This is a genomic window from Mycobacterium sp. P7213, assembly GCF_900604305.1.
In the GTDB taxonomy this organism is placed as follows: Bacteria; Actinomycetota; Actinomycetes; order Mycobacteriales; family Mycobacteriaceae; genus Mycobacterium.
Window position 1 is genome coordinate 71,303 of the sequence record NZ_UWOA01000001.1, and the last position, 21,442, is coordinate 92,744.

The following is a 21,442-nucleotide window of genomic DNA, read 5'->3' on the forward strand; positions in this document are numbered from 1 at the left end:
CCCTAGGAGAGTTATGTGTCGGCCGGCACCGGGTAGCGGCTCATGATCGATACCCGGTTGAACGAGTTGATCGTGATGGCCGACCAGATCAGCAGCGAGACCTGATCGTCGGTGAGGTGCTCGCGCAGCAACGTGTACTCGTCGTCGTCCAGGTGCGCCTCGGAGATCCACGTGACCGCCTCGGCGATCTCCAGGGCAGCCCGTTCGGTGTCGGAGAACAGCTGAGTGTCTCGCCAGGCCGGCAGCACCGCGATCCGCTGCACGGTGTCGCCGGTGGCCAGCAGCGCCTTGCTGTGCATGTTCAGGCAGAACGCGCACCCATTGATCTGGGAAACCCGCAGGTTCACCAGTTCCAGGACGGTCGGCGGCAATCCGGCGTCTTCGGCACGTGCCCGCACCTCTGCGGCGGCGTCCAGGTAGGCCCGGTAGACCGAGGCGGACTGCTTGTTGACGGCGATCCGCGTCATGATCAGTCGCCGGACGGGTCGACGAGGTCGGCGAACTCCGGGTGCTTGGTGATGTAGGCCTCGACGAACGAGCAGGTCGGTACGACGCGTTTGCCGGCCGCACGGGTGTCGGTCAGGGCGGCGCCGATCAGCGTGCTGGCCAGGCCGCGCCCGCCGAACGCCTTGTCGATCACCGTGTGGTGGAAGATCCGCTGATCGCCACGTTCGATGTAGTCGGCGAACCCGGCCTGTTCGCCGTCGACGGTGATCTTGTACTGCCCGTTGTCGTGGGTGACGGTCGGTTCGCTCATCTTTGCAGCCTATCCGAGCCAGGCGCCGCGCCGCATGACCCGCGCGACCCGCCAATCTCGATCCAGCACAACCAGGTCGGCGTCACGCCCGGCTGCCAGAACACCGGCCCGGTGCAGTCCCAGGACGTGCGCCGGCGTGGACGAGGTCATGCGCACGGCGGCGGCCAGGGCCGCATCGTCTGCCCCGAGCAGTCGTACCGCGGTCGCGAACAACCGGTCCATGGTGGCGGTGCTGCCGGCGATCGTCGCCGTACCGCGCAGCCGGGCCACCCCGTCGGCGACGTCGACGTCGAGCCCGCCGAGACGGAACGCGCCGTCGCCGACTCCGGCGGCGGCCATCGCATCGGTGACCAGTGCGACCCGGCCCGGGCCGGCGGTGGCCACCACGTGGCGGATCGCCCCCGGGTGCAGGTGCACGCCGTCGGCGATCAGCTCGACGGTCACCCGGGGGTCGGACAGCAGCGCCGGGACCGGCCCCGGCTGGCGATGATGCAATGCCCGCATCGCGTTGAACAGGTGGGTGCCGACCCTCGCCCCGGCATCGATCGCCTCCTGCGTCAGTTCGTAGCTCGCGTCGGTATGTCCCACGGCCACAACGATTCCCGCATCCACCAAGTGCCGGATGGTCGCGATGGCACCGGGCAGCTCGGGGGCCAGCGTCACCATTCGGATCGTGCCACCGCCGGCAACCAGCAGCGCCTCGACCTCGGCATCAGAGGGCGCACGCAGCTGACCGCTGTCGTGTGCACCGCAGTGCAGCCGGCTCAGCCACGGCCCCTCTAGGTGGATGCCGTCCACCACGCCGCGCCGGGCCGCGGCAGCCAGTGTGTGCACCTGCGCCAGGAGGGTTTCCGGCGACGCGGTCACCAAGCTGGCCAGGCCGCCGGTGGTGCCGTGCGCAGCGTGCAGGGCCGCCGCGTGGTCCGGATCGTCAGCGTAGGAGACGCCGGCGCCACCGTGGGAATGCATGTCGACGAAGCCGGGAACCAGTACGCAGTCACGGAAGTCATGGTCTGGCCGAATCGGGGCCGGCCCAGCCCCGCAATCGGCAATGCGCCCCTCGGCCACCGACACCCAGCCGGGCCGAAGCACCGCACCGTCGATCACGGCGGCGCCGGCGGCGATGACGGTCATGCCGAGGCCTCGCTGTCAGCAACCAGGGCTTCGCCGCCCTCGGAGGGCCAGCGTCCGCCGTTCTCCCAGAAGTGCCGGATGTCTTCCAACTGGCGGCCCTTGGTCTCGGGGGCGTAGCGGTATACGAAGCCCAGGCTCAGCACCGCCAGCACACCGAACACCGCGAACGTCCCGGCCCCGCCCAGCGAGGTGAGCATGGTCAGGAACACCGCGGCGACGATCGCATTGGCCACCAGGTCGGAGGTCAGCATCGCCGAGGACCCCATGGCTCTCATCCTGGCCGGCAGGCTCTCGCCGGCGTACACCCACACCAGAGAGCCGAACCCGAAGGTATAGCCGACGGTGAACAGCAGCACCCCACCGAACTTGACCGCCGCCAGGGCGTCACCGAACGTCTCGCCGGCGGCGAACACCGCAACCAGCAGCAGGTTGGCCGCGACCATCGCGGCGATCCCCGACAGCAGGATCGGCCGCCGGCCGACGCGGTCGATGATCACCAGTGAGACGACCATTGCGGCCAGGGCGGCGACCTGCACCAGTGCCGGCAGAACCAGCAACGCGAAATCGCCTTCGAAGCCCATCTTCTCGAACAGTCGGGGGCTGTAGTAGACGATCGCGTTGATCCCGGTGATCTGGATGAAGAAGCCCAGTGTCACCACGAACAGCGTCGCCCGCAGGTAAGGCGGCCGCAGCATCTCGCGCAGCACGCCGACTCCGCCGGCCTGCTCCTCGGTCAGGGTGCGGCCGATCTCGGCCAGCTCGCGCTGCGCGTCGGCGCCGGGTTCGATCCGCCGCAGGGTGCGTTCCGCATCGTCGACGCGGCCCTTGAGCAGATACCAGCGCGCGGTGTCGGGGACGCGTGCCAGCAGCAGAGCAACCAGCACCGCCGGGACCGCGGCCAGACCCAGCATCGCCCGCCAATTGCCGGTGCCGGCCAGCAAGTAGGCGAACAGATAGCCGGCGATGATCCCGATCACCGTGGCCACCCCGTAGGTGACCAGCAGTGCGCCCCGGGCGTGAGCCGGCGCGGACTCGGCCACGAACACCGGAACCACCACTACCGATACGCCGATGGTGATGCCCAGCAGCAGCCGCGCCACGGTCAGCGTCGACACCGACGTCGCCGCCGCCCCCAGCACCGCGAATACCGCGTAGCCCAGCGCCACCGACACCATCGAGCGTTTCCGGCCGATCGCGTTGGCCAGCCACCCGCCGGCCATGGCGCCGGCGATCTCGCCGATCACCGTCGCGGTGGCGATCATCTCCTGTTGGGTATCGGTCAGCCCGAAGTCACGCTCGATGAACAGCAGCGCGCCGGCGATGTTGGACAGGTCGTAGCCGTAGATGACGCCGACACTGGCGGCGGCCACTCCCACCAGCAGCGCCAGCGGCGAGGAGCGGCGCAGTTCGGCGAATCGGCCCATCTGGCTCACCGTAGGGGATATGAATCCAGCCGATCAGGCTCGGGTGAGAACCCGGGGGCCGATCTGGTGGGCGAGTTCGAGCGCGAGCTCAACCGCCAGCCGCCGCGTGCTGGGCGGGTGACCCAGCAGCTCGGTGGCGCGCGCCACTCGCTGCAGCACCGTGTTCCGATGAGCATGGAGGCGGGCCGCGGCCCGCGGCGCGTTCTCGGCCTCGTCGAGGAACACTCGCAGCGTCTCGCGCAGGCGCTCCGCGCTGGGGTCATCGGCAGCCAACGGACCGAGTGTGGTGGCCACGAATTCGGCTGCGCGGTCCAGGTTCTGGGCCGCCAGTTCGGTGACCTCCAGCTCGTCGTAGAGCCCGACCCGGGTCCCGGCAGGATGCGCGACAAGCACACGCTGGACAGCCAGTGCCGCGGTGTGGGTGCGGCGGAAGCCGCCGATTCCGTGCCGGGCAGGGCCCACCGCGACGCGGATAGTGGGATGGATGCGATTGATCGACTCCCGCAGTGCATCCAGCGCCGGGGCGGCCTCGCTGCCCAGCCAGGCCCACAACGTGGACGTTCCGGCCGGCAACGTCAGGGGCCGCCGCGCACCGGCGGCCTGCGCCAGCACCCCGGCGGCCGATTCCAACGCGCCCTGGATCTCGCCGAGCGGGGGAGCCCACAGCACCAGCGCGGTGTGGTGCCGGCCCAACTCGTAGCCCAGCTGGCCGCTGGCCCGACGGCTGTCGATCGGGGCATCGTCGAGGATCAGCCGGATGGTCTCTGCGCGGCGCGCCAGCGCACCTCCGAGCACCTCCTCGCGTTCCCGCTGGGCCTCGGCGATGACCTGGCTGACCACGTGGTCGACGTACTCGAACATGCGTTGCGAAGAGGCGTTCAGTAGCTGGATGAGCAGCGGACCCGGCGGCACGATCTGGGCGGCGTGCGCCATATAGCGCTGCCAGCCGACGTTCTGGCCGCGGCGGTAGGACTGGAATAGCACGTCGAGGCCGATGCCGCGCCGCGCAATGGTGCGGGCGACGTCCAGGGCCTCGGGGGGAACGTCGAAGGAGGCGGGCCGGTCGTCGCGGCGGGCGAACATGGTCATCACCCGGGCGAGATTGGCGCGGTTGCTCGCCGACATCTCCGCGGTCAGCGCCGCGTCGGCGCCCAGGAACGGCGACAGTTCGATCTCGGCGGCGTCCATCTCGGCGACCAGGTCATCGATTTCGGTCAGCATCAGTTCGGCCACGTCGCCCATCAGCGCGACGACGTCGGAGGGCGGCGGCGGGGCATCCATGCGATGAGTGTGCCATCGCACACATATCCGCAAAAGATCTGAGCGAACGGACATACCGCACCCGGCCGTTGCGACTTTAACGTGAACCACGCCACACCAGGTGCTCAGAGGAGATATGCGTGACAATCACGACCGCCAGCCAGAAGCAGACCGCGGACTTCGACGTCCTCGTCGTCGGCGCCGGCATCTCCGGGATCGGCGCCGCCTACCATCTCAAGACTCACCGGCCGGGCACGTCGTTCGCGGTCCTGGATGGCCGGGAGTCCATCGGCGGCACGTGGGACCTGTTCCGGTATCCCGGGATTCGCTCGGACTCGGATATGGCCACCTTCGGCTTCGGCTTTGCGCCGTGGACGCACCGCAAGGCGATCGCCGACGGGCCGATCATCATGGACTACCTGCGTCAGGTGGTCGCCGACAACGACCTGTCCGAACACATCCGGTTCGGCTACCGGGTGCTGACCGCGGACTTCTCCCGGGAACTGGGCCGCTGGAGCGTCACCGCCGAGCACACCGGCAGTGGTGCGACAGCGCGGTTCACCGCACGATTCCTCTTCCTGGGCACCGGCTACTACGACTACGACGCGGGCTTCACGCCCGAGTTCGCCGGAGTCGACGAGTTCGCCGGCCAGGTCATCCACCCGCAGCACTGGCCGCAAGACTTGGACTACACCGATAAGCGGGTGGTCGTGATCGGCAGCGGCGCAACGGCGGTCACGCTGATCCCCGCGATGGCCCCCAAGGCCGGTCACATCACCATGCTGCAGCGCTCCCCGAGCTACGTGTTCTCGACCCCGGCCGAGGACCCCGTTGCCAACATCTTGAACAAGGTGCTGGGCCCGCAGCGCGCCAACCCGATCATCCGGCGCAAGAACATCGTGCTCAACCGCGGGATCTTCAAGGCCTGCAAACGCGCGCCGGGGCTGATGCGTCGGCTGCTCATCGCCAATGTGCGTCGCCAGCTGCCGAAGAACTTCGACGTCGCCACCCACTTCACCCCGCGTTACGACCCGTGGGACCAGCGGCTGTGCATGGTGCCAGATGGTGACCTGTTCAAGGCGATCTCATCCGGGCGGGCCAGCGTGGTCACCGATGTGATCGAGCGGTTCACCCCGACCGGCATCCGGCTGGCCTCGGGCCGGGAGCTGGCAGCCGACCTTGTGGTGACCGCCACCGGACTCACCATGTCGGCCTTCGGCAAGATCACGCTCAGCATCGACGGTGCGCCGGTGAATCCTGCGGACACCACGGTCTACAAGTCGATGATGCTGTCCGGGGTGCCCAACCTGGTGTTCGCCTTCGGCTACACCAACATCTCCTGGACCCTCAAGGTCGACCTGGTCTGCGAGCACTTCTGCCGGTTGCTCGACCACCTGGATGTGCACGGACACCAGGGTTTCGAGCCGGTTCTCGACGACGAGGGCATGCCGCGGGTGCCACTGCTCGATCTGGGGTCGGGCTATGTGCAACGCGGCGTCGCACAGTTCCCGCGCGCCGGCACAACCGGGCCGTGGACGGCCGAGATGGCCTACGAAAAAGACGTCGAACGGCTACGCACGGCGCCGGTCGAAGACGGTGCGCTGCACTTCAGCGCCGACCGGCCGGCCGTGCGGGCATCGGTAGCGAGGTAGTCCTATCGCCACATCACAGACCCCAGACACCCACTCAGAACAGACCTTTCATCCCCTTTTGGAGAATCACATGGCACACGTCGCAGTCACCAACCGTCCTACCTTCACCCCCGCCAACCGGGCGGAGCGCCGTCAGCGCTCCCGCCGGCTGGTCCGCGTCGCCGGCGTGGCCGGCAGCATGGCCGCCGGCGGGCTGGCCATGGCGCTGGCCGCGCCGCACGCGGCCGCCGAGGCCGCCGCCCTGCAGGGTGCGGTCGCTGCCCTGGAGCAGGCCCAGGCCCAGATCGCGGACTTCGACGCCAACAGCCCGCTGTTCGACTTCATCAATCACGGAGCGTCGGATGGCATGCTGCCGCAGTACGTACAGAACATGTCGGCGACCACCCTGTCGATCATCCTGTCCCAGTTCAACGCGGGCACGCTGAAATTCCCCGGCTTGCCGGACTTCCCGCAGATCAACGGGACTGCCTACACGGCGGCCCCGTTCATGTGGAACGCTTCGGGCACCGACCCGCAGTCGTACCTGATCTACGGCAACCCGGACAACCAGTACGGCCTGATGCCGCTGGACCCGAACGGCAGCTACACCATCACGGTGCACCCCGGTGACGGGTCCATCGGCGGCGGGCTGGCCACCTACTCCGGCAGCGTCGTGCAATCGAATTTCGCGCCGATGGCAAGCTTCAGCTTCGCCGACGCGACCCCTAACGCGGACGGCAGCTACACCATCATCGTCAGCGCCACAGACCCCGGTAACGGGGCCAACTGGTTCAGCAGCGCCGGCGCGACCTCGCTGCTGGTGCGAGACACCGTAGGGGACTGGGGCCAGATCCACAACGACGTCCATATCGTCAAAGACGGTGCAGAGCAGAGCGTTCCGTGGCTCAACGATGACCAGATCGGCACCATTCTGGGTATCACCGGCAAGGTGCTGCCCTTGGTGAACATGTCCGACACCTACTACCACCAGATCCAGTACCCGCTGTTGAACGACCCGAACGAGTTCAGCAAGCTCGGCGACACCGCCGCCAACATCCCGGGACTGACCCTGCCGGGTCAGGTCAGCAGCATGGGCAACTTTGCGCTGGAGCCGGGCCAGGCGCTGGTGCTCAAGGTGCCCGAGCTCGAGGCCGGCTACCACGGCCTGCAGGTCACCAACGAATGGGGACAATACGTTCCGTTCGCCAGCGTGACGGGCAGCCTGAACAGCACCCAGATCTTCCAGGGCAACGACGGCTACACCTACTACATCCTCAGCGGCGAGAACCCCGGTTACGCGAACTGGGTGAACATCGGCGACCTGACCAATGGTGGTGTCCTGCTGCGCTGGCAGGACGTGTCCGGAACGATCACCAACCCCAACATCGAGACCACCGTGGTGCCGATCTCCGACGTCAAGGACTACCTGCCGGCGGACATGCCGACGGTCACCCCGGAGGAGTACGCGGCGCTGGCCCAGGAGCGGCTGCTCGAGTACGGCTACTCCTTCCACCAGTCGTCGAACATCAACTGGCTCTGGGACAACCTGCAGATCGGCCAGATCAAGGCAGCGATCGGCGCGGACACCTTTGCCCAGCTGTTCGGCGGGCAGGACACGGTGCCGTCGGTCTTCGACCGGATGGTGTCGCCGGAACTCGGGCCCAACTGGGCAGGCGTGTTCAACAACGTGTTGGCCAACCCCGAAGGCAGCTTCAACGCGCTGATCAACAACCTGCCGCTGATGATCAAGGATGTCGAGTTGCCGAGCGTGCTGGCCGGGCTGCAACTACAGCACCTCACCGAGCAGACCTTCGCGGCGATGCAGACCGGCGAGTACTGGTCGGACTCGTCGAACCTGCTGTCCAGCTTCAACGCGTTTGGCTCCGTCATCAACGACGCACTGTTCGACCCGGCCACCAGCATCACCGCCGGCTTCCTCAACGCGCGCGATGACTTGTCGGTGGGGCTGCTGAACGCGACCGACGACACCGAGCTGACCAACACCCTGTGGGCGCAGCTGTCGGAGCTCAACGACACGCTGGCGCAGGCACTCACGGGAATGACGCTGTGAAAACCACTGCGGCGGTACTGCTGGAGCCGGGCAAGCCGTTCGAGATCATGGAACTCGATCTCGACGGCCCCGGCCCCGGGGAGGTATTGATCCGGTATGTCGCTGCCGGCCTGTGTCATTCGGATCTGCACCTGACCGACGGAGATCTGCCACCGCGGTATCCGATCGTCGGCGGGCATGAGGGCGCGGGGATCATCGAGGACGTCGGTCCCGGGGTGACGAAGGTAGCCCCCGGTGATCACGTGGTGTGCTCGTTCATCCCCAGCTGCGGAAAATGCCGCTACTGTGCCACCGGCCGCCAAAGCCTTTGCGACATGGGCGCTACCATCCTGGACGGCTGCATGCCGGACGGGACATTCCGATTCCGCGGTGCCGGCAAGGAATTCGGCGCCATGTGCATGCTGGGCACGTTCTCCGAACGTGCGGTCATCTCCGAGCATTCGGTGGTCAAGATCGATAACTGGCTGCCGCTGGAGACCGCTGTGCTGGTCGGTTGCGGAGTCCCCACCGGATGGGGTGCGGCCGCCTACGCCGGCAACGTCCGGCCCGGGGACATCACGGTCGTCTACGGCGTCGGCGGTATCGGTATCAACACCGTGCAGGGCGCGCTGCACTCGGGCGCCAAGTACGTGATCGTGGTCGACCCGGTGGAGTTCAAGCGCGAGACGGCACTGAAATTCGGTGCCAGCCATGCATTCTCATCGGCGAGCGAGGCCGCCGAGAAGGTCCACGAACTGTCTTGGGGGCAGGGTGCGGACCAGGCGATCGTTACTGTCGGCACCGTCGAGGAGGAAGTGATCTCGGCGGCGTTCGACGTCGTCGGCAAGGGCGGGACCGTGATCGTGGTCGGCCTAGCCAGCCCGGAGAAGCTGACGGTCCATGTCTCGGGCATGATGCTGACGCTGATGGAGAAGACCATCAAGGGATCACTGTTCGGCTCGGCCAACCCGCAGTACGACATCGTGCGGCTGCTGCGGCTCTACGACGCCGGTCAACTCAACCTCGACGAGCTGGTCACCGCTCGGTACCGGCTCGAAGACGTGAACCAGGGGTATCAGGATCTGCGGGACGGCAAGAACATTCGCGGAATCGTGCTGCACTCCGGAGCATGATCGGTCAGCGCAGCAGGGGGTGCGCAGCGAATGGCGCGTACCAATTGGCGTCGGATCACCATGCCGAGCCCCTACCGGGGCGGCGGTTCACCGCCCGGGCGCCCATGATGAGTCCGAAAACCACGATCGTTCCGAAGATGGCCACCCCGACGCGTACCGGCACCGTGTCGTCGGACGGCGGCAACAGCATGGCCTGCGGGTTCGGGGCGTCGGCCGGGCCTCGGGCCGCCACCAGCGACGGGTCGGGCTCGATCAGCGTCCCGACTCGGGTGCCGGCCGGGACGGAGAAGCCGTAGTCGAGCAGCTGCGCGGCCTGCTGCCAGGGCGGGATCGGCTGCCGGGTGCCGCGCAGCAGTACTGCCACCAGCCGGCGCCCGTCCCGGGTCGCGGCCCCGACGAACGTCTGCCCGGCGTCATCGGTGTAGCCGGTCTTGCCGCCCAGCGCGCCTGGGTAGTTGTAGAGCAGCTGGTTGTCGTTCTCCAGCTGGTAGCCGGGTGTGTCGCCGTAGCCCGGGAAGTCGAAGGTGCGGGTCGCGACGATGTTGGTGAACGCCGGGTTGTTCCAGGCGTAGCGGTAGAACAGTCCGATGTCGTAGGCCGAGGTGCTCATGCCGGGCCCGTCCAGCCCGGACGGGGTGGCGGCACGGGTGTCGCGGCCGCCTAGCCGCGCGGCCAGGGTATTGATCTTGTGCAGCGCCACATCCCAGCCGCCGAGTTGCATGGCCAGGGCGTGCGCGGCGTCGTTGCCCGATCCCATCAGCAGGCCGTGCAGCAATTGGTCGACGGTGAAGCGGCCGCCGGGGCCGACGCCGACGCGGGTGCCCTCGGCGTTGGCGTCTTCCTGGGTGCCGAGAACCACCATGTTGGGGTCCAGCTCGTTCAGTGCCGCCATCGCGGTCAGCACCTTGATCACACTGGCGGGCCGGTGCCGGCCGTGCGGATCGCGGGCCGCGATTACCGCGCCGCTGTCCAGGTCTGCCACCAGCCAGGATTCGGCGGAGACCTCGCTGGGCACTGGCGGGGTGTCGGGTGCGGCCACGATCCCGCAGCCGGCCAGGGCCTCGCCGCCGACCGGGGTGGCCGGCACGGGCAACGGCAGCGGGGGCGCGCCGGCTTGGGGCACTTCGGAGGCGTCTACCGCGGGCGGGGTGTTGACCTGATACGGGCAGCCGACCGTTCCCGCGTTCAGGCCGGGGGTGGGATCCGCCCCGGCGGCAGGGGCGACCAGGGGAGCCGTGGCGAGAAAACCCACCGCCACCAGGGCTGACACCGAGCGCAGAGAAGTCATCGTGTGTGCAGGGTAGGGCAAGGGCAGGGCAAATATGGGGAGCCACGCTGTGGCTGGTGGGACGGAAGTTACAGCTGGAGGCTATAGCTGGAAATACGCCAGGCCCGGCCCGGCGATCCGGCCCATCCACAGCCGGCCGTCGGCCTCCACCACTCCGGTGGCCAGCCCGAAGTCGGGGTGTTCGGTGCGGTACTGGGCCAGCACCCGCCCGTCGTCGGCGTCGAAGCCGACCACCCACACCACCGATTTCGGGTCGGGCAGCCAGCGATAGGGCAGTAGCCGCCACAACAGCCGACGCAGGACCGGCGCACGAGGGCTCAGCCAGTCCGACAGGGCGTTGCGATCGGAGACCATCGCGACCCAGATCCGTCCGTCGGTCCCGGTCGAGATGTTGTCGGGATGGCCGGGCAGCTCCTCTACCAGCGGCGTGATCGAACCGCGGTGCGGGCCGGTCAGCCAGTACTTGGACAGTCGCCGGCCGGTGCTTTCGGCGAACACCACGGCCGATTCGTCGGCGGTCAGCGTCACACCGTTGGCGAAATGCAACCCGGCCGCCAGCACGCGCACCGCGCCGTCGGGACTGCGTTGCAGCAGCGATCCGCTGCCGCGGGCCTCGACTACCGAGCCCTTGTAGTGCTCGTAGCGGAACCGGCTGGTGGATTCGGTGAAATAGATTGTGCCGTCGGCTGATTCGACGGCGTTGGAGCAGAATGTCAGCGGCCGGCCACCTACCTCGCTGACCAGGGTCTCCAGCTGTTGGGTCTGCGGGTCATAACGCAGCAGGCCGCGGTGGCTGTCACAGATCAGCAGTCGGTGATCGCGGGTGAAGGCCAGGCCCAGCGGGCGCCCGCCGGTGTCGGTCACCACCCGTGGTGCGCCGCCTGCCGAGTCGACGGCGATGATGCGGCCGTCCTCGACCCCGGTCCAGATGCTGCCGTCGGCCGCGGCGACTACGTCCTCGGGCGCGATACCGGGTATATCGATGAGGGTCAGTGTCGGGGTGGAATCCGGCGGGGGCAACGGCCGCGATCCAGGCGGCTGCCAGCGGACGGGGTCGATGCGCGGCTTGGACACTCCTGCATTGTGTCGCAACGCCCTTAGTCGAGGCAGGCCTAGGCTGGTGGCGATGACCGCATCGGTGGAGGATTTCGAGGCGCTGCGGCCTCACCTGTTGGCGGTGGCCTACCGGCTCACCGGCATGTTCGCCGATGCCGAGGACATCGTGCAGGACGCCTGGCTGCGGTTCGACGCCGCCGAACGTGACCACATCGTCGACCCGCGGGCGTGGCTGACCACGGTGGTGAGTCGCCTCGGCCTGGACCGGCTGCGTTCGGCGGCGCGGCGTCGTGAGTCCTATGTCGGCGAGTGGCTGCCCGAACCGGTGGTGACCACCATCGACGACGACGCCGATCCGTTGTCGTCTGTGGTGGCCGGTGAAGACGCCCGGTTCGCCGCCATGGTGGTGCTGGAGCGGCTGACTCCCGATCAGCGAGTGGCGTTTGTGCTACACGACGGGTTCGCGGTGCCGTTCGGCGAGGTGGCCGGGGTGCTCAACACCACCGAAGCCGCAGCCCGCCAGCTGGCATCGCGTGCCCGCAAGGCCGTCACCGCTGATCCGCCGCCGCGGCCCGATCCGCGCCACGAGGAGGCGGTCGGCTCACTGATGGCCGCGATGGCGTCCGGCGATCTGGCGGCCGTGGTGGCGCTGCTGCACCCCGACGTGACGTTCACCGGCGACGCGAACCGCCGGGCGCCGACCGCCCCGCGGGTCATTCGGGGGCATAAGAAGGTGGCGCGGTTCCTGCTCGGCCTGGCCCGCCGCTACGGCCCGACCCTGATCACCGCGAACCAGCTGGCCCTGGTCAACGGCGAACTCGGCGCCTACACCCCGGGGGCCCCCGGCGCGGACGGGTTCCCCGAGCTGATGCCGCGCGTCACCGCGATGACGGTGCGCGACGGGCGAGTGGTGGCGATCTGGGATATCGCCAACCCGGACAAGTTCACCGGGTCCCCGCTGCGCCCCGCCAACCGATCGGAGGAAGAACGTGGCCAATAGCATCTCAAAGAAAATGGGCGCGTTGATGTTTCGCGCCATGGACAAGATGCGCCACCGCGATGCCTTTGACATCGCCGACGCCACCGGAACGGACTTCACCGGCTTCGACAAGTCCCGGCAGATCCTGCTGGTCACGTTCAAACGGTCGGGGGAGGCGGTGCCGAGCCCGATCAATCACGGTCTCGCAGCCGGAAAGCTCTACGTCCGCACCGACGCGTCCACCGGCAAGGTCAAGCGAATCCGCAACAACCCCAACGTCGTTGTGGTTCCCAGTAGCCTGCGCGGCAAACCCGCAGGGCAACCGGTGGCCGCGATCGCCCGGATTCTGCCCGGGTCCGGCGATGCGCTCGCCGAACACGCTATCGCCGCCAACTGGAGTCCGGTGATGCGGATCTTCGAGTGCGGTCTGGACAAGGGCAGCGCGGCAGCAGGCATCCCGATCGCCTACATCGAGATTACTCCGGCGAGTCAGCCTCGTTGATCCTCGGTGGCCCACGGCACCCGGCAGGCGTCGCCGGAGTTGAAGCCCTGCTCGGTGATGCCCAGCGCTGCGTACATCCGTGCCCGCATGTTCTCCACCCCGATCTGGTAGGTCAGCTCGATCACCCCGGCGTCACCGAACCGGTGCTGCAGGTCAGCGAATTGCTCGTCGGTGACCGAATGCGGATCGGTGGTCATCGCGTCGGCGTAGGCGATCGCGGCCCGCTCGTCGTCGCTGTAGAGCGGGGAGGTCGCGTAGTCATCGATGTGCTTCAGCCGGTCGGTGTCGATGCCTTCCAGGCGTTGCAGCATGGACCCGAAGTCCACGCACCACGAGCAACCGACGGTGCGGGCGGTCCAGAACACCGCCAGATCCCGCGGGCCGGCCGGCAGCTTGCGCGACGCGGACTGCAGCAGGACTTCGTGCACCGCGTTGGCCACCAGCAGTCGCGGATGATGCGCGGCGACGGCGAAGGGCTCAGGAACTTCACCGAAGCGCCGCTTGGCGTAGCGATACATGGCGCGCACCAGCATGTTGGTGCGCATCGGCGGCAGTGGGTCGATGCGAGGTTTGGTAGTCATACCCCTTAGACGGGGTGGCCCGCCGAAGTGTGACGGCTCAGATCAGGAAGGGAACCAGCGCCTTGCGGTCGGTCGGATAGTCGACGAACTTCTCCTGGTACCACCGATGGGTCTGCAGGGCGCGCGGGATGAGGTTGCCGGCGGTGATCAGCAGGATGGCGACGCCGGGCAGCGCCCAGGTCAAGATCGCGAAACCGGCCCACGCCATCATCTCGCCCAGGTAGGCCGGGCTGGTGACGAAGCGGAAGCCGCCGCCGAACGGAATCCGGTACTCCGCGCCGCCGGGCGCGGCGGTCGCAAACTCGGCGGAGCCGGGTGCAGCGGGCCGCCGCCGGACCGTGTTCTTGTCGCGCAGGTTGCGCACGATCGACTCGGAGTTGACCAGCAGCGCGAACCCGCACAGGTAGACCGCCAGGCCCACCAGGAAGCGCGGGTCGGTCAGCCAGCCGGTGCCGTACTGGTGAAGGTAGTCGTGGCTGAACAGCGCGCCGTTGAGGTAGCCGTGCATGGACGTGACGAGCATGCCCATCACCACCACCGAGATATTGAAGGTGCTGCGCTTGCCGGGCATCTGGCGGATCGCCAGCGGGAAGAACCAGCCCCGGTTGGCGTAGTGCAGCGCCCAGATGCCGGCCAGCACCAGCGACGCCGGTTCGAAGCGGGCCGGCCCGCTCAGGTAGGCGGCCAAGAACACCACGGTCGCCGGGATCTCCATCAGCCACCAGCCGAACTTGGGGTTCAGGTTCAAGCCGAGCTTGGTCGTCGAGAACCGGCCGTAGGAGCTCTGGCCGAAGTAGCCGCCGACGATCACGAATGCCGCGAAGGCGAACGCTGCGGTCAGGACGGTGTCGTAGACGGTGTTGCCGGTGTACCAGTGCATGGTCAGTGTCCTATCACGGTGGTCGGCCAAGCCTCCGACCAGACGTGAAAGCCCCCAATTCGTGTCGGAAAGGGGGCTTCACGTCGGTCGCGGGAAAACGTCAGCGAGCGAACATCAGCGCTCGCTTGACCTCCTGGATCGCCTTGGTGATCTCGATACCGCGAGGGCAGGCATCCGTGCAGTTGAACGTGGTGCGGCAGCGCCACACCCCGTCGACCTCGTTGAGGATGTCCAGGCGCTCGGCGGCAGCCTCGTCGCGGCTGTCGAAGATGAACCGGTGGGCGTTGACGATCGCGGCCGGCCCGAAGTAGGCCCCCTCGCTCCAGTACACCGGGCAACTCGTGGTGCAGATGGCGCACAGGATGCACTTGGTGGTGTCGTCGTAGCGTGCACGGTCGGTCTGGCTCTGGATGTGCTCGCGGGTGGGGTGGTTGCCCGAGGTGATCAGGTAGGGCTTGACCGCCTTGTAGGCATCCATGAACGGTTCCATGTTGACCACGAGGTCTTTTTCCACCGGCAGCCCGCGCAGCGGCTCGATGGTCAGCGTCAGTTCCTTGCCCGGCTTTTTGGGCAGAATGTCGCGCATCAGCAGCTTGCAGGCCAGCTTGTTGTTGCCGTTGACCCGCACCCCGTCCGAGCCGCACACGCCGTGCGCGCAGGACCGGCGGAAGGTCAGCGTGCCGTCCAGGTAGCTCTTCACGTAGATCAGCAGGTTGAGCAGCCGGTCGGTCGGCAGTGCCGGAACCCGGAAGCTCTGCCAGCCGCCGGTGGCGGCGTAGGCGTCCGGGTTCTCCGGGTTGTAGCGGGCGATCTTGAGCGTGACCATCTGCGCGCCCTCGGGGACCGGGGGCAGCGGCGGGTCACCGGCGGGGGCAGAGTCGACCAACGCCGCCGGTGCAGCGCTCGACGGCCCGGGGGAGCAGCAACCGCCCTCGGACGAGCAGCAACCGGAGTCAGCTGAGGAGGACATCAGTACTTCCGTTCCTTCGGTTCGTAGCGGGTCTGCACCACCGGCTTGTAGTCCAGCCGGATGTCGGCGATCAGTTCGGAGCCCTGCTTGTAGGCCATGGTGTGACGCATGTAGTTGACGTCGTCCCGGTTGGGGTAGTCCTCGCGCGCGTGTCCGCCGCGAGACTCCTGGCGGTTCAACGCACCCAGCACGGTGACCTCGGCCAGCTCCAGCAGGAAGCCCAGCTCGATTGCCTCCAACAGGTCGGAGTTGAAGCGCTTGCCCTTGTCGTGCACGGTGATCCGGGCGTAGCGCTCCTTGAGCGCGTGGATGTCGCTCAGTGCCTGCTTGAGGGTCTTCTCGGTGCGGAACACCGCGGCGTTGTTGTCCATCGACTGCTGCAGCGCGCCACGGATGTCGGCCACCCGCTCGTTGCCGTGCTCGGAGAGGATGTCGGACACCCAGCCGACCACCATGTCGGCGGGGTTCTTCGGCAATTCGACGAACTCGTGCGCGTTGGCGTACTCGGCGGCGGCGATACCCGCACGGCGGCCGAACACGTTGATGTCCAGCAGCGAGTTGGTGCCCAACCGGTTGGCGCCGTGCACCGAGACGCAGGCGCATTCGCCGGCGGCGAAGAGACCCGGCACGGTGTTGGTGTTGTCGCGCAGCACCTGGCCGGTGACGGTGGTCGGGATGCCGCCCATCACGTAGTGGCAGGTCGGGTAGACCGGCACCAACTCCTTGACCGGGTCCACGCCCAGGTAGGTGCGGGCGAACTCGGTGATGTCGGGCAGCTTCTCCTCGAGCACCTCTTCGCCGAGGTGACGCACGTCGATGTAGACGTAGTCCTTGTTCGGTCCGGCGCCGCGGCCCTCGAGCACCTCGAGCACCATCGAGCGGGCCACGATGTCGCGCGGCGCCAGGTCGACGATCGTCGGGGCGTAGCGCTCCATGAACCGCTCACCGTCGGCGTTGAGCAACCGGCCACCCTCGCCGCGCACCGCCTCGGAGATCAGGATGCCCAGTCCGGCCAGACCGGTCGGGTGGAACTGGTGAAACTCCATGTCTTCGAGCGGGAGACCCTTGCGGAACACGATGCCCAGGCCGTCACCGGTCAGGGTGTGCGCGTTCGAGGTGGTCTTGTACATCCGGCCCGAGCCGCCGGTGGCGAACACGATGGCCTTGGCGTGGAAGACGTGGATGTCGCCGGTCGCGAGCTCGTAGGCAACGATGCCGGTGGCCACCGGGCCCGACGGCGTCTCGGTGAGCACCAGGTCCAGCGCGTAGAACTCGTTGAAGAACTCCACGCCGTGCTTGACGCAGTTTTGGTACAGCGTCTGCAGGATCATGTGGCCGGTCCGGTCGGCGGCGTAACAGGCGCGGCGCACCGGGGCTTTGCCGTGATCGCGGGTGTGCCCGCCGAACCGGCGCTGGTCGATGCGGCCCTCCGGGGTCCGGGAGAACGGCATGCCCATGTTCTCCAGGTCCAGCACGGCGTCGATGGCCTCCTTGGCCATGATCTCCACCGCGTCCTGGTCGGCCAGGTAATCCCCGCCCTTGACGGTATCGAAGGCGTGCCACTCCCAGTTGTCGTCCTCGACGTTGGCCAGCGCGGCGCACATGCCGCCCTGGGCCGCGCCGGTGTGGCTGCGCGTGGGGTAGAGCTTGGTCAGCACCGCGGTGCGGGCCCGCGGGGCGGCCTCGACGGCCGCGCGCATCCCGGCGCCGCCGGCACCGACGATCACCACGTCGTATCGATGTTCTTGAATCACCGCGATATCACCCGTTCGCTACCGAATCTGCCGTCAAGAAATGTTCGCGTCGAAGCTCAGCAGCACGTAGCTGCCCAGTGCCAGCGTGAAGACGATCGACACCGCCAGCAGCGTCATCAGCCAGAACCGGCTGCGAGAGCTGCGGGTGTAGTCGCCGATGATCGTGCGCAGGCCGTTGCCGCCGTGCAGTTCCGCCAGCCACAACAGGACCAGGTCCCAGACCTGCCAGAACGGTGAGTGCCAGCGCTCCGCCACGTAGTTGAAGTCGATGCGGTACACGCCGTTCTGCCACATCAGCATGACGAACAGGTGCCCGAGCACCAGGAAGATCAGCACGGCTCCGGAGAACCGCATGAACAGCCAGGTGTACTTCTCGAAGTTGGGCATCCCGCTGTGCCGCTGCGGCGCGCGCGGGTCGCCGAGACTGGCCGGGCGGTCGCGGTCCAGGCCGCGAACAGGGGCTACCGGGCCCCGGCTGCCTTGCACGTCAGTTGTGCTCATAGGAACCGCTCCACCATGTGCATGCCGATCCGAACCACGACCGGGACCATTACCACCAGCCAGATGGCGCCGACGGCCACCAGCATCTGGCGGTGCCAGCGGGTGCCCTGCCACCAGAAGTCGATCAGGATCAGCCGGACCCCGTTGAGACCGTGGAACAGCACCGCGGCCACCAGGCCCAGCTCCATCAGGCCGACCAGCGGGGTCTTGTAGGTCGAGATCACCGCGTTGTAGGCCTCCGGGCTTACCCGCACCAGGGCCGTGTCGAGCACGTGGACGAACAGGAAGAAGAAGATCGTCGCACCGGTGATCCGGTGCAGCGCGAACGCCCACATTCCCGGGTCGCCCTTGTACAGACTCTGCCGCCGGAATCGCGTCGCATCCGACCGCGCCCCCGGCAGCGCAGTCGCATCGGCGGATGTCGCCGTCATCAGCGCCTCCAAATTTTCTGCAGCGACCCGCTGCGCCCGGCTATACCTTGCGTACGGTCGCTCCGCAACGCCATCGCTGTCAATAAACCTCGGCAAGGACTCTAAACCCATCTCCAGGTCCGAAACGACCACGAAGAAGTTACTGACGAGTAGTCAAGGTCTGCGGCTACGCTCAAATTTGATCGTTGCTGACTGACGGACGAGGTGATGTGGTGCGCTCAGGCGAAGCGGAGATCTGTTGAATGTCGCACGATATTGACTGGGATGGGTTGCGGCGCAATGCAATCAATGTTGCGGCTAATGCCTACGCGCCGTACTCGGGACTGCGCGTGGGCGCGGCCGGGCTGACCGACGACGGCAGCGTCGTCACCGGCTGCAATGTGGAAAATGTCTCATATGGGCTAGGCCTGTGTGCCGAGTGCGCAGTGGTCTGCGGCCTCTACGCCGCCGGCGGCGGACGGCTGGTGGGGCTGTCGTGCAGCAACGCCGACGGAAACCTGCTGATGCCGTGCGGCCGATGCCGCCAGATCCTGCTCGAACACGGCGGTCCCGAGCTGCTTATCGACCACCCGGCGGGGCCGCGGCCGTTGGCCGAGCTGCTGCCGGACGCCTTCGGGCCCGACTTCCTGCCGAGAACCGCGCTGCCATGACCGCGCTGACCTCCTTCGACGCCCCGACGCTGATCGCCCTCAAGCGTGACGGCCACCGGCTGCCCGACGCCGGGATCGACTGGCTGATTGACGGCTACACCGCGGGTCTGGTCGCCGAAGAGCAGATGGCGGCGTTGCTGATGGCCATCTACCTGCGTGGGATGGACGCGGCTGAAACGGTGCGCTGGACCTCGGCGATGATCGCCTCGGGGGAGCGGATGGACTTCACCGGCCTGACCCGCGACGGCAAGCCCCTGAAAACGGTGGACAAGCACTCCACCGGCGGAGTCGGCGACAAGATCACCCTGCCGCTGGTCGCCGTCGTTGCCGCCTGCGGAGCTGCGGTGCCCAGCGCGTCGGGGCGCGGCCTGGGCCACACCGGCGGCACCCTGGACAAGCTGGAATCGATCGCGGGTTTCGAGGTGGCGCTGCCCACGGCACGGCTGCGCGAGCAGGTGGCCGGCGTCGGCGCGGCGGTCTTCGCCGCCGGAACTCTGGCGCCGGCCGACGCCAAGCTCTACGCGTTGCGCGACGTCACCGCCACCGTGGAATCCCTACCGCTGATCGCCAGTTCGGTGATGAGCAAGAAGCTCGCCGAGGGCACCGCAGCCCTGCTCTTGGACGTCAAAGTCGGGTCGGGCGCGTTCATGCGCTCCGTCGAGCAGGCCCGGGAACTGGCCCGGATGATGGTCGGGCTGGGCGCGGCGCACGGGGTCGCCACCCGAGCCCTGCTCACCGAGATGAGCACGCCACTGGGGTGCGCGGTCGGCAACGCCATCGAGGTGGCCGAAGCCCTCGACGTACTGGCCGGTGGCGGTCCGGCCGATGTGGTGGCACTGACAGTGCGGCTGGCGAGCGAGATGCTGGCACTGGCCGGGATCGACGGCGCCGACCCGGAGCAGGCCCTGCGTGACGGCACGGCGATGGACCGATTCGCTGCGATGGTCGCCGCCCAGGGCGGGGATCTGGGCGTGCCGTTGCCGCTGGGAGCGTGCACCGAGACCGTGACCGCGCGGCGTGGCGGCTTCATGGGTGACATCGATGCGATGGCGGTGGCCCTGGCCGCATGGCGCCTCGGCGCGGGCCGGTCCCGGCCGGGCGAGCGGGTGCAACATGGGGCAGGGGTGCGGATTCACCGCCGTCCCGGCGACCCGGTGGCGGCCGGCGACACGCTGTTCACGCTGTACACCGAGACCCCCGAGCGGATCGTCCCGGCGTTGGCCGAACTCGGCGACTACCGCGTCGGCGACACACCGCCGCTGCCGCGTCCCCTGATCATCGAGGCGAACCCATGATGAAGCCATGAGCACACCAGTGAGCCTGGAGACCATCGGGCGGGTCCCCAAGGCGCTGCTGCACGATCACCTGGACGGCGGCCTGCGCCCGGCCACCGTCGTCGACATCGCCGGCCAAGTCGGCTACGACGACCTTCCCGAGACCGATCCCGAGGCGCTGGCGACCTGGTTCCGCACCCGATCGCACAGCGGCTCGCTGGAGCGCTATCTCGAACCGTTCAGCCACACCGTGGCCGTGATGCAGACCGCCGACGCACTGCACCGGGTTGCCCGCGAATGCGTCGAGGATCTGGCCGCCGACGCCGTCGTCTACGCCGAGGTGCGATTCGCGCCCGAACTGCACATCGAGGGCGGGTTGTCGTTCGACGAGGTCACCGATGCGGTGCTGGCCGGGTTTGCCGACGGCGAGCGCGATGCGGCGGCCGCCGGCCGGGAGATCACGGTGCGCTGCCTGGTCACCGCCATGCGCCACGCCGCGCTGTCCCGCGAGATCGCCGAGTTGGCCATCCGGTTCCGCGACAAGGGCGTGGTCGGCTTCGATATCGCCGGCGCCGAGGCCGGCTATCCGCCGAGCCGGCATCTGGACGCGTTCGAGTACATGCGTGACCACAACGCGCGCTTCACCATTCACGCCGGCGAGGCCTTCGGGCTGCCCTCCATTCACGAGGCAATCGCATTCTGCGGGGCCGACCGGCTGGGGCACGGGGTGCGCATCACCGACGACATCACCGTCGACCCGGAAGATCCAGCCGGGACGGTGCGGCTGGGCCGGCTGGCGGCGATCCTGCGTGACAAGCGGGTCCCGCTGGAGTTGTGCCCGAGCTCCAATGTGCAGACCGGGGCGGTAGACAGCATCGCCGAGCATCCTTTCGATCTGCTGGCCCGGGCTCGGCTGCGGGTGACGATCAACACCGACAACCGGCTGATGAGCGACACCACGATGAGCAAGGAGATGCTGGTGCTGGCCGAGACCTTTGGGTACGGCTGGACCGATCTGCAGCGCTTCACGGTGAACGCGATGAAGTCGGCGTTCATCCCGTTCGATCAGCGGGTGCAGATCATCGAAGAAGTGATCAAGCCGCAATATGCCGCAATAGTCGACTGATTCACCGGCGAAACCGGCGAAGGCCGGGCAATCGCGATGGCGATTGCCCGGCCTTCGATCC

General features: G+C 67.9%; 20 protein-coding genes and 1 pseudogene. 8 read left to right on the forward strand and 13 right to left on the reverse strand.

The window, feature by feature from the left end; genetic code table 11:
- Positions 1–11: 11 nt before the first annotated feature.
- The 5 genes from EJK91_RS00300 to EJK91_RS00320 are packed head-to-tail and all read right to left on the reverse strand — an operon-like array spanning position 12 to position 4,596.
- On the reverse strand, positions 12–467 hold the full coding sequence (locus EJK91_RS00300; protein WP_024441947.1) for a carboxymuconolactone decarboxylase family protein: 456 nt from the start codon (positions 465–467) through the stop codon (positions 12–14).
- Positions 468–469: 2 nt separating this feature from the next.
- A complete protein-coding gene (locus EJK91_RS00305; protein ID WP_024441946.1) occupies positions 470–757 on the reverse strand; it encodes a GNAT family N-acetyltransferase in 288 nt (95 codons plus the stop codon).
- 9 nt (positions 758–766) lie between these two features.
- Positions 767–1,891, reverse strand: coding sequence for an N-acetylglucosamine-6-phosphate deacetylase (gene nagA / locus EJK91_RS00310; protein ID WP_125077952.1), 1,125 nt, complete (start codon positions 1,889–1,891; stop codon positions 767–769).
- Positions 1,888–3,297, reverse strand: coding sequence for a sugar porter family MFS transporter (locus EJK91_RS00315; protein ID WP_369797592.1), 1,410 nt, complete (start codon positions 3,295–3,297; stop codon positions 1,888–1,890). Before EJK91_RS00315 ends, nagA begins: the two co-directional genes overlap by 4 nt.
- A 51-nt stretch (positions 3,298–3,348) precedes the next feature.
- Positions 3,349–4,596 (reverse strand): PucR family transcriptional regulator, encoded by a 1,248-nt coding sequence (locus tag EJK91_RS00320; RefSeq protein ID WP_024441943.1) that lies wholly within the window; start codon positions 4,594–4,596, stop codon positions 3,349–3,351.
- A gap of 119 nt (positions 4,597–4,715) precedes the next feature.
- Between EJK91_RS00320 and EJK91_RS00325 the strand changes: the two genes are divergently transcribed.
- The 3 genes from EJK91_RS00325 (at position 4,716) to EJK91_RS00340 (ending at position 9,389) form a co-directional block, all read left to right on the forward strand.
- The gene (locus EJK91_RS00325) at positions 4,716–6,227 is read left to right on the forward strand and encodes a flavin-containing monooxygenase (RefSeq protein WP_125077953.1); all 1,512 of its coding nucleotides are present in this window, start codon (positions 4,716–4,718) and stop codon (positions 6,225–6,227) included.
- Positions 6,228–6,297: 70 nt separating this feature from the next.
- The gene (locus EJK91_RS00335) at positions 6,298–8,277 is read left to right on the forward strand and encodes a hypothetical protein (protein ID WP_164517837.1); all 1,980 of its coding nucleotides are present in this window, start codon (positions 6,298–6,300) and stop codon (positions 8,275–8,277) included.
- Positions 8,274–9,389 carry an NDMA-dependent alcohol dehydrogenase gene (locus EJK91_RS00340; protein ID WP_125077956.1) on the forward strand — a complete coding sequence of 372 codons (1,116 nt, stop codon included), beginning with the start codon at positions 8,274–8,276 and terminating at the stop codon, positions 9,387–9,389. Before EJK91_RS00335 ends, EJK91_RS00340 begins: the two co-directional genes overlap by 4 nt.
- A 55-nt stretch (positions 9,390–9,444) precedes the next feature.
- Here EJK91_RS00340 and EJK91_RS00345 read toward each other — a convergent pair whose 3' ends face one another.
- Positions 9,445–10,677, reverse strand: coding sequence for a D-alanyl-D-alanine carboxypeptidase family protein (locus tag EJK91_RS00345; protein ID WP_125077957.1), 1,233 nt, complete (start codon positions 10,675–10,677; stop codon positions 9,445–9,447).
- A gap of 81 nt (positions 10,678–10,758) precedes the next feature.
- Positions 10,759–11,751, reverse strand: a complete 993-nt coding sequence (locus EJK91_RS00350; protein ID WP_125077958.1) for an SMP-30/gluconolactonase/LRE family protein — start codon at positions 11,749–11,751, stop codon at positions 10,759–10,761.
- Positions 11,752–11,803: 52 nt separating this feature from the next.
- On the opposite strand from EJK91_RS00350, the gene EJK91_RS00355 reads away from it, so the two are divergent.
- Both EJK91_RS00355 and EJK91_RS00360 read left to right on the forward strand, forming a co-directional pair.
- On the forward strand, positions 11,804–12,733 hold the full coding sequence (locus tag EJK91_RS00355; protein WP_064890920.1) for a sigma-70 family RNA polymerase sigma factor: 930 nt from the start codon (positions 11,804–11,806) through the stop codon (positions 12,731–12,733).
- A gap of 13 nt (positions 12,734–12,746) precedes the next feature.
- On the forward strand, positions 12,747–13,214 hold the full coding sequence (locus tag EJK91_RS00360) for a PPOX class F420-dependent oxidoreductase (RefSeq protein WP_125077959.1): 468 nt from the start codon (positions 12,747–12,749) through the stop codon (positions 13,212–13,214).
- Here the strand turns inward: EJK91_RS00360 and EJK91_RS00365 are convergent.
- The 6 genes and pseudogenes from EJK91_RS00365 to sdhC form a co-directional block, all read right to left on the reverse strand.
- A pseudogene (locus EJK91_RS00365) lies at positions 13,202–13,828 on the reverse strand (carboxymuconolactone decarboxylase family protein); the annotation flags it as partial. The gene EJK91_RS00360 and the pseudogene EJK91_RS00365 overlap by 13 nt on opposite strands.
- Positions 13,829–13,832: 4 nt before the next feature.
- A complete protein-coding gene (locus tag EJK91_RS00370; protein WP_125077961.1) occupies positions 13,833–14,675 on the reverse strand; it encodes a 3-oxo-5-alpha-steroid 4-dehydrogenase in 843 nt (280 codons plus the stop codon).
- 100 nt (positions 14,676–14,775) lie between these two features.
- The gene (locus EJK91_RS00375; protein ID WP_231384114.1) at positions 14,776–15,645 is read right to left on the reverse strand and encodes a succinate dehydrogenase iron-sulfur subunit; all 870 of its coding nucleotides are present in this window, start codon (positions 15,643–15,645) and stop codon (positions 14,776–14,778) included.
- On the reverse strand, positions 15,645–17,399 hold the full coding sequence (sdhA, locus tag EJK91_RS00380) for a succinate dehydrogenase flavoprotein subunit (protein WP_024441932.1): 1,755 nt from the start codon (positions 17,397–17,399) through the stop codon (positions 15,645–15,647). The genes EJK91_RS00375 and sdhA overlap by 1 nt, the downstream gene beginning before the upstream one ends.
- Positions 17,400–17,432: 33 nt before the next feature.
- Complete coding sequence (locus EJK91_RS00385; protein WP_024441931.1) at positions 17,433–17,900, reverse strand: succinate dehydrogenase hydrophobic membrane anchor subunit; 468 nt, start codon at positions 17,898–17,900, stop codon at positions 17,433–17,435.
- Positions 17,897–18,334: a succinate dehydrogenase, cytochrome b556 subunit gene (gene sdhC / locus EJK91_RS00390; RefSeq protein ID WP_164517846.1), complete on the reverse strand. Its 438-nt coding sequence runs from the start codon at positions 18,332–18,334 to the stop codon at positions 17,897–17,899. The genes EJK91_RS00385 and sdhC overlap by 4 nt, the downstream gene beginning before the upstream one ends.
- Positions 18,335–18,573: 239 nt before the next feature.
- On the opposite strand from sdhC, the gene EJK91_RS00395 reads away from it, so the two are divergent.
- Genes EJK91_RS00395 through EJK91_RS00405 form a run of 3 tightly spaced genes read left to right on the forward strand, consistent with a single transcriptional unit; the run spans position 18,574 to position 21,381 of the window.
- Positions 18,574–18,981, forward strand: coding sequence for a cytidine deaminase (locus EJK91_RS00395; RefSeq protein ID WP_164517839.1), 408 nt, complete (start codon positions 18,574–18,576; stop codon positions 18,979–18,981).
- A complete protein-coding gene (locus tag EJK91_RS00400; RefSeq protein ID WP_125077962.1) occupies positions 18,978–20,276 on the forward strand; it encodes a thymidine phosphorylase in 1,299 nt (432 codons plus the stop codon). The genes EJK91_RS00395 and EJK91_RS00400 overlap by 4 nt, the downstream gene beginning before the upstream one ends.
- Positions 20,277–20,283: 7 nt before the next feature.
- On the forward strand, positions 20,284–21,381 hold the full coding sequence (locus EJK91_RS00405) for an adenosine deaminase (RefSeq protein ID WP_125077963.1): 1,098 nt from the start codon (positions 20,284–20,286) through the stop codon (positions 21,379–21,381).
- Positions 21,382–21,442: the final 61 nt, after the last annotated feature.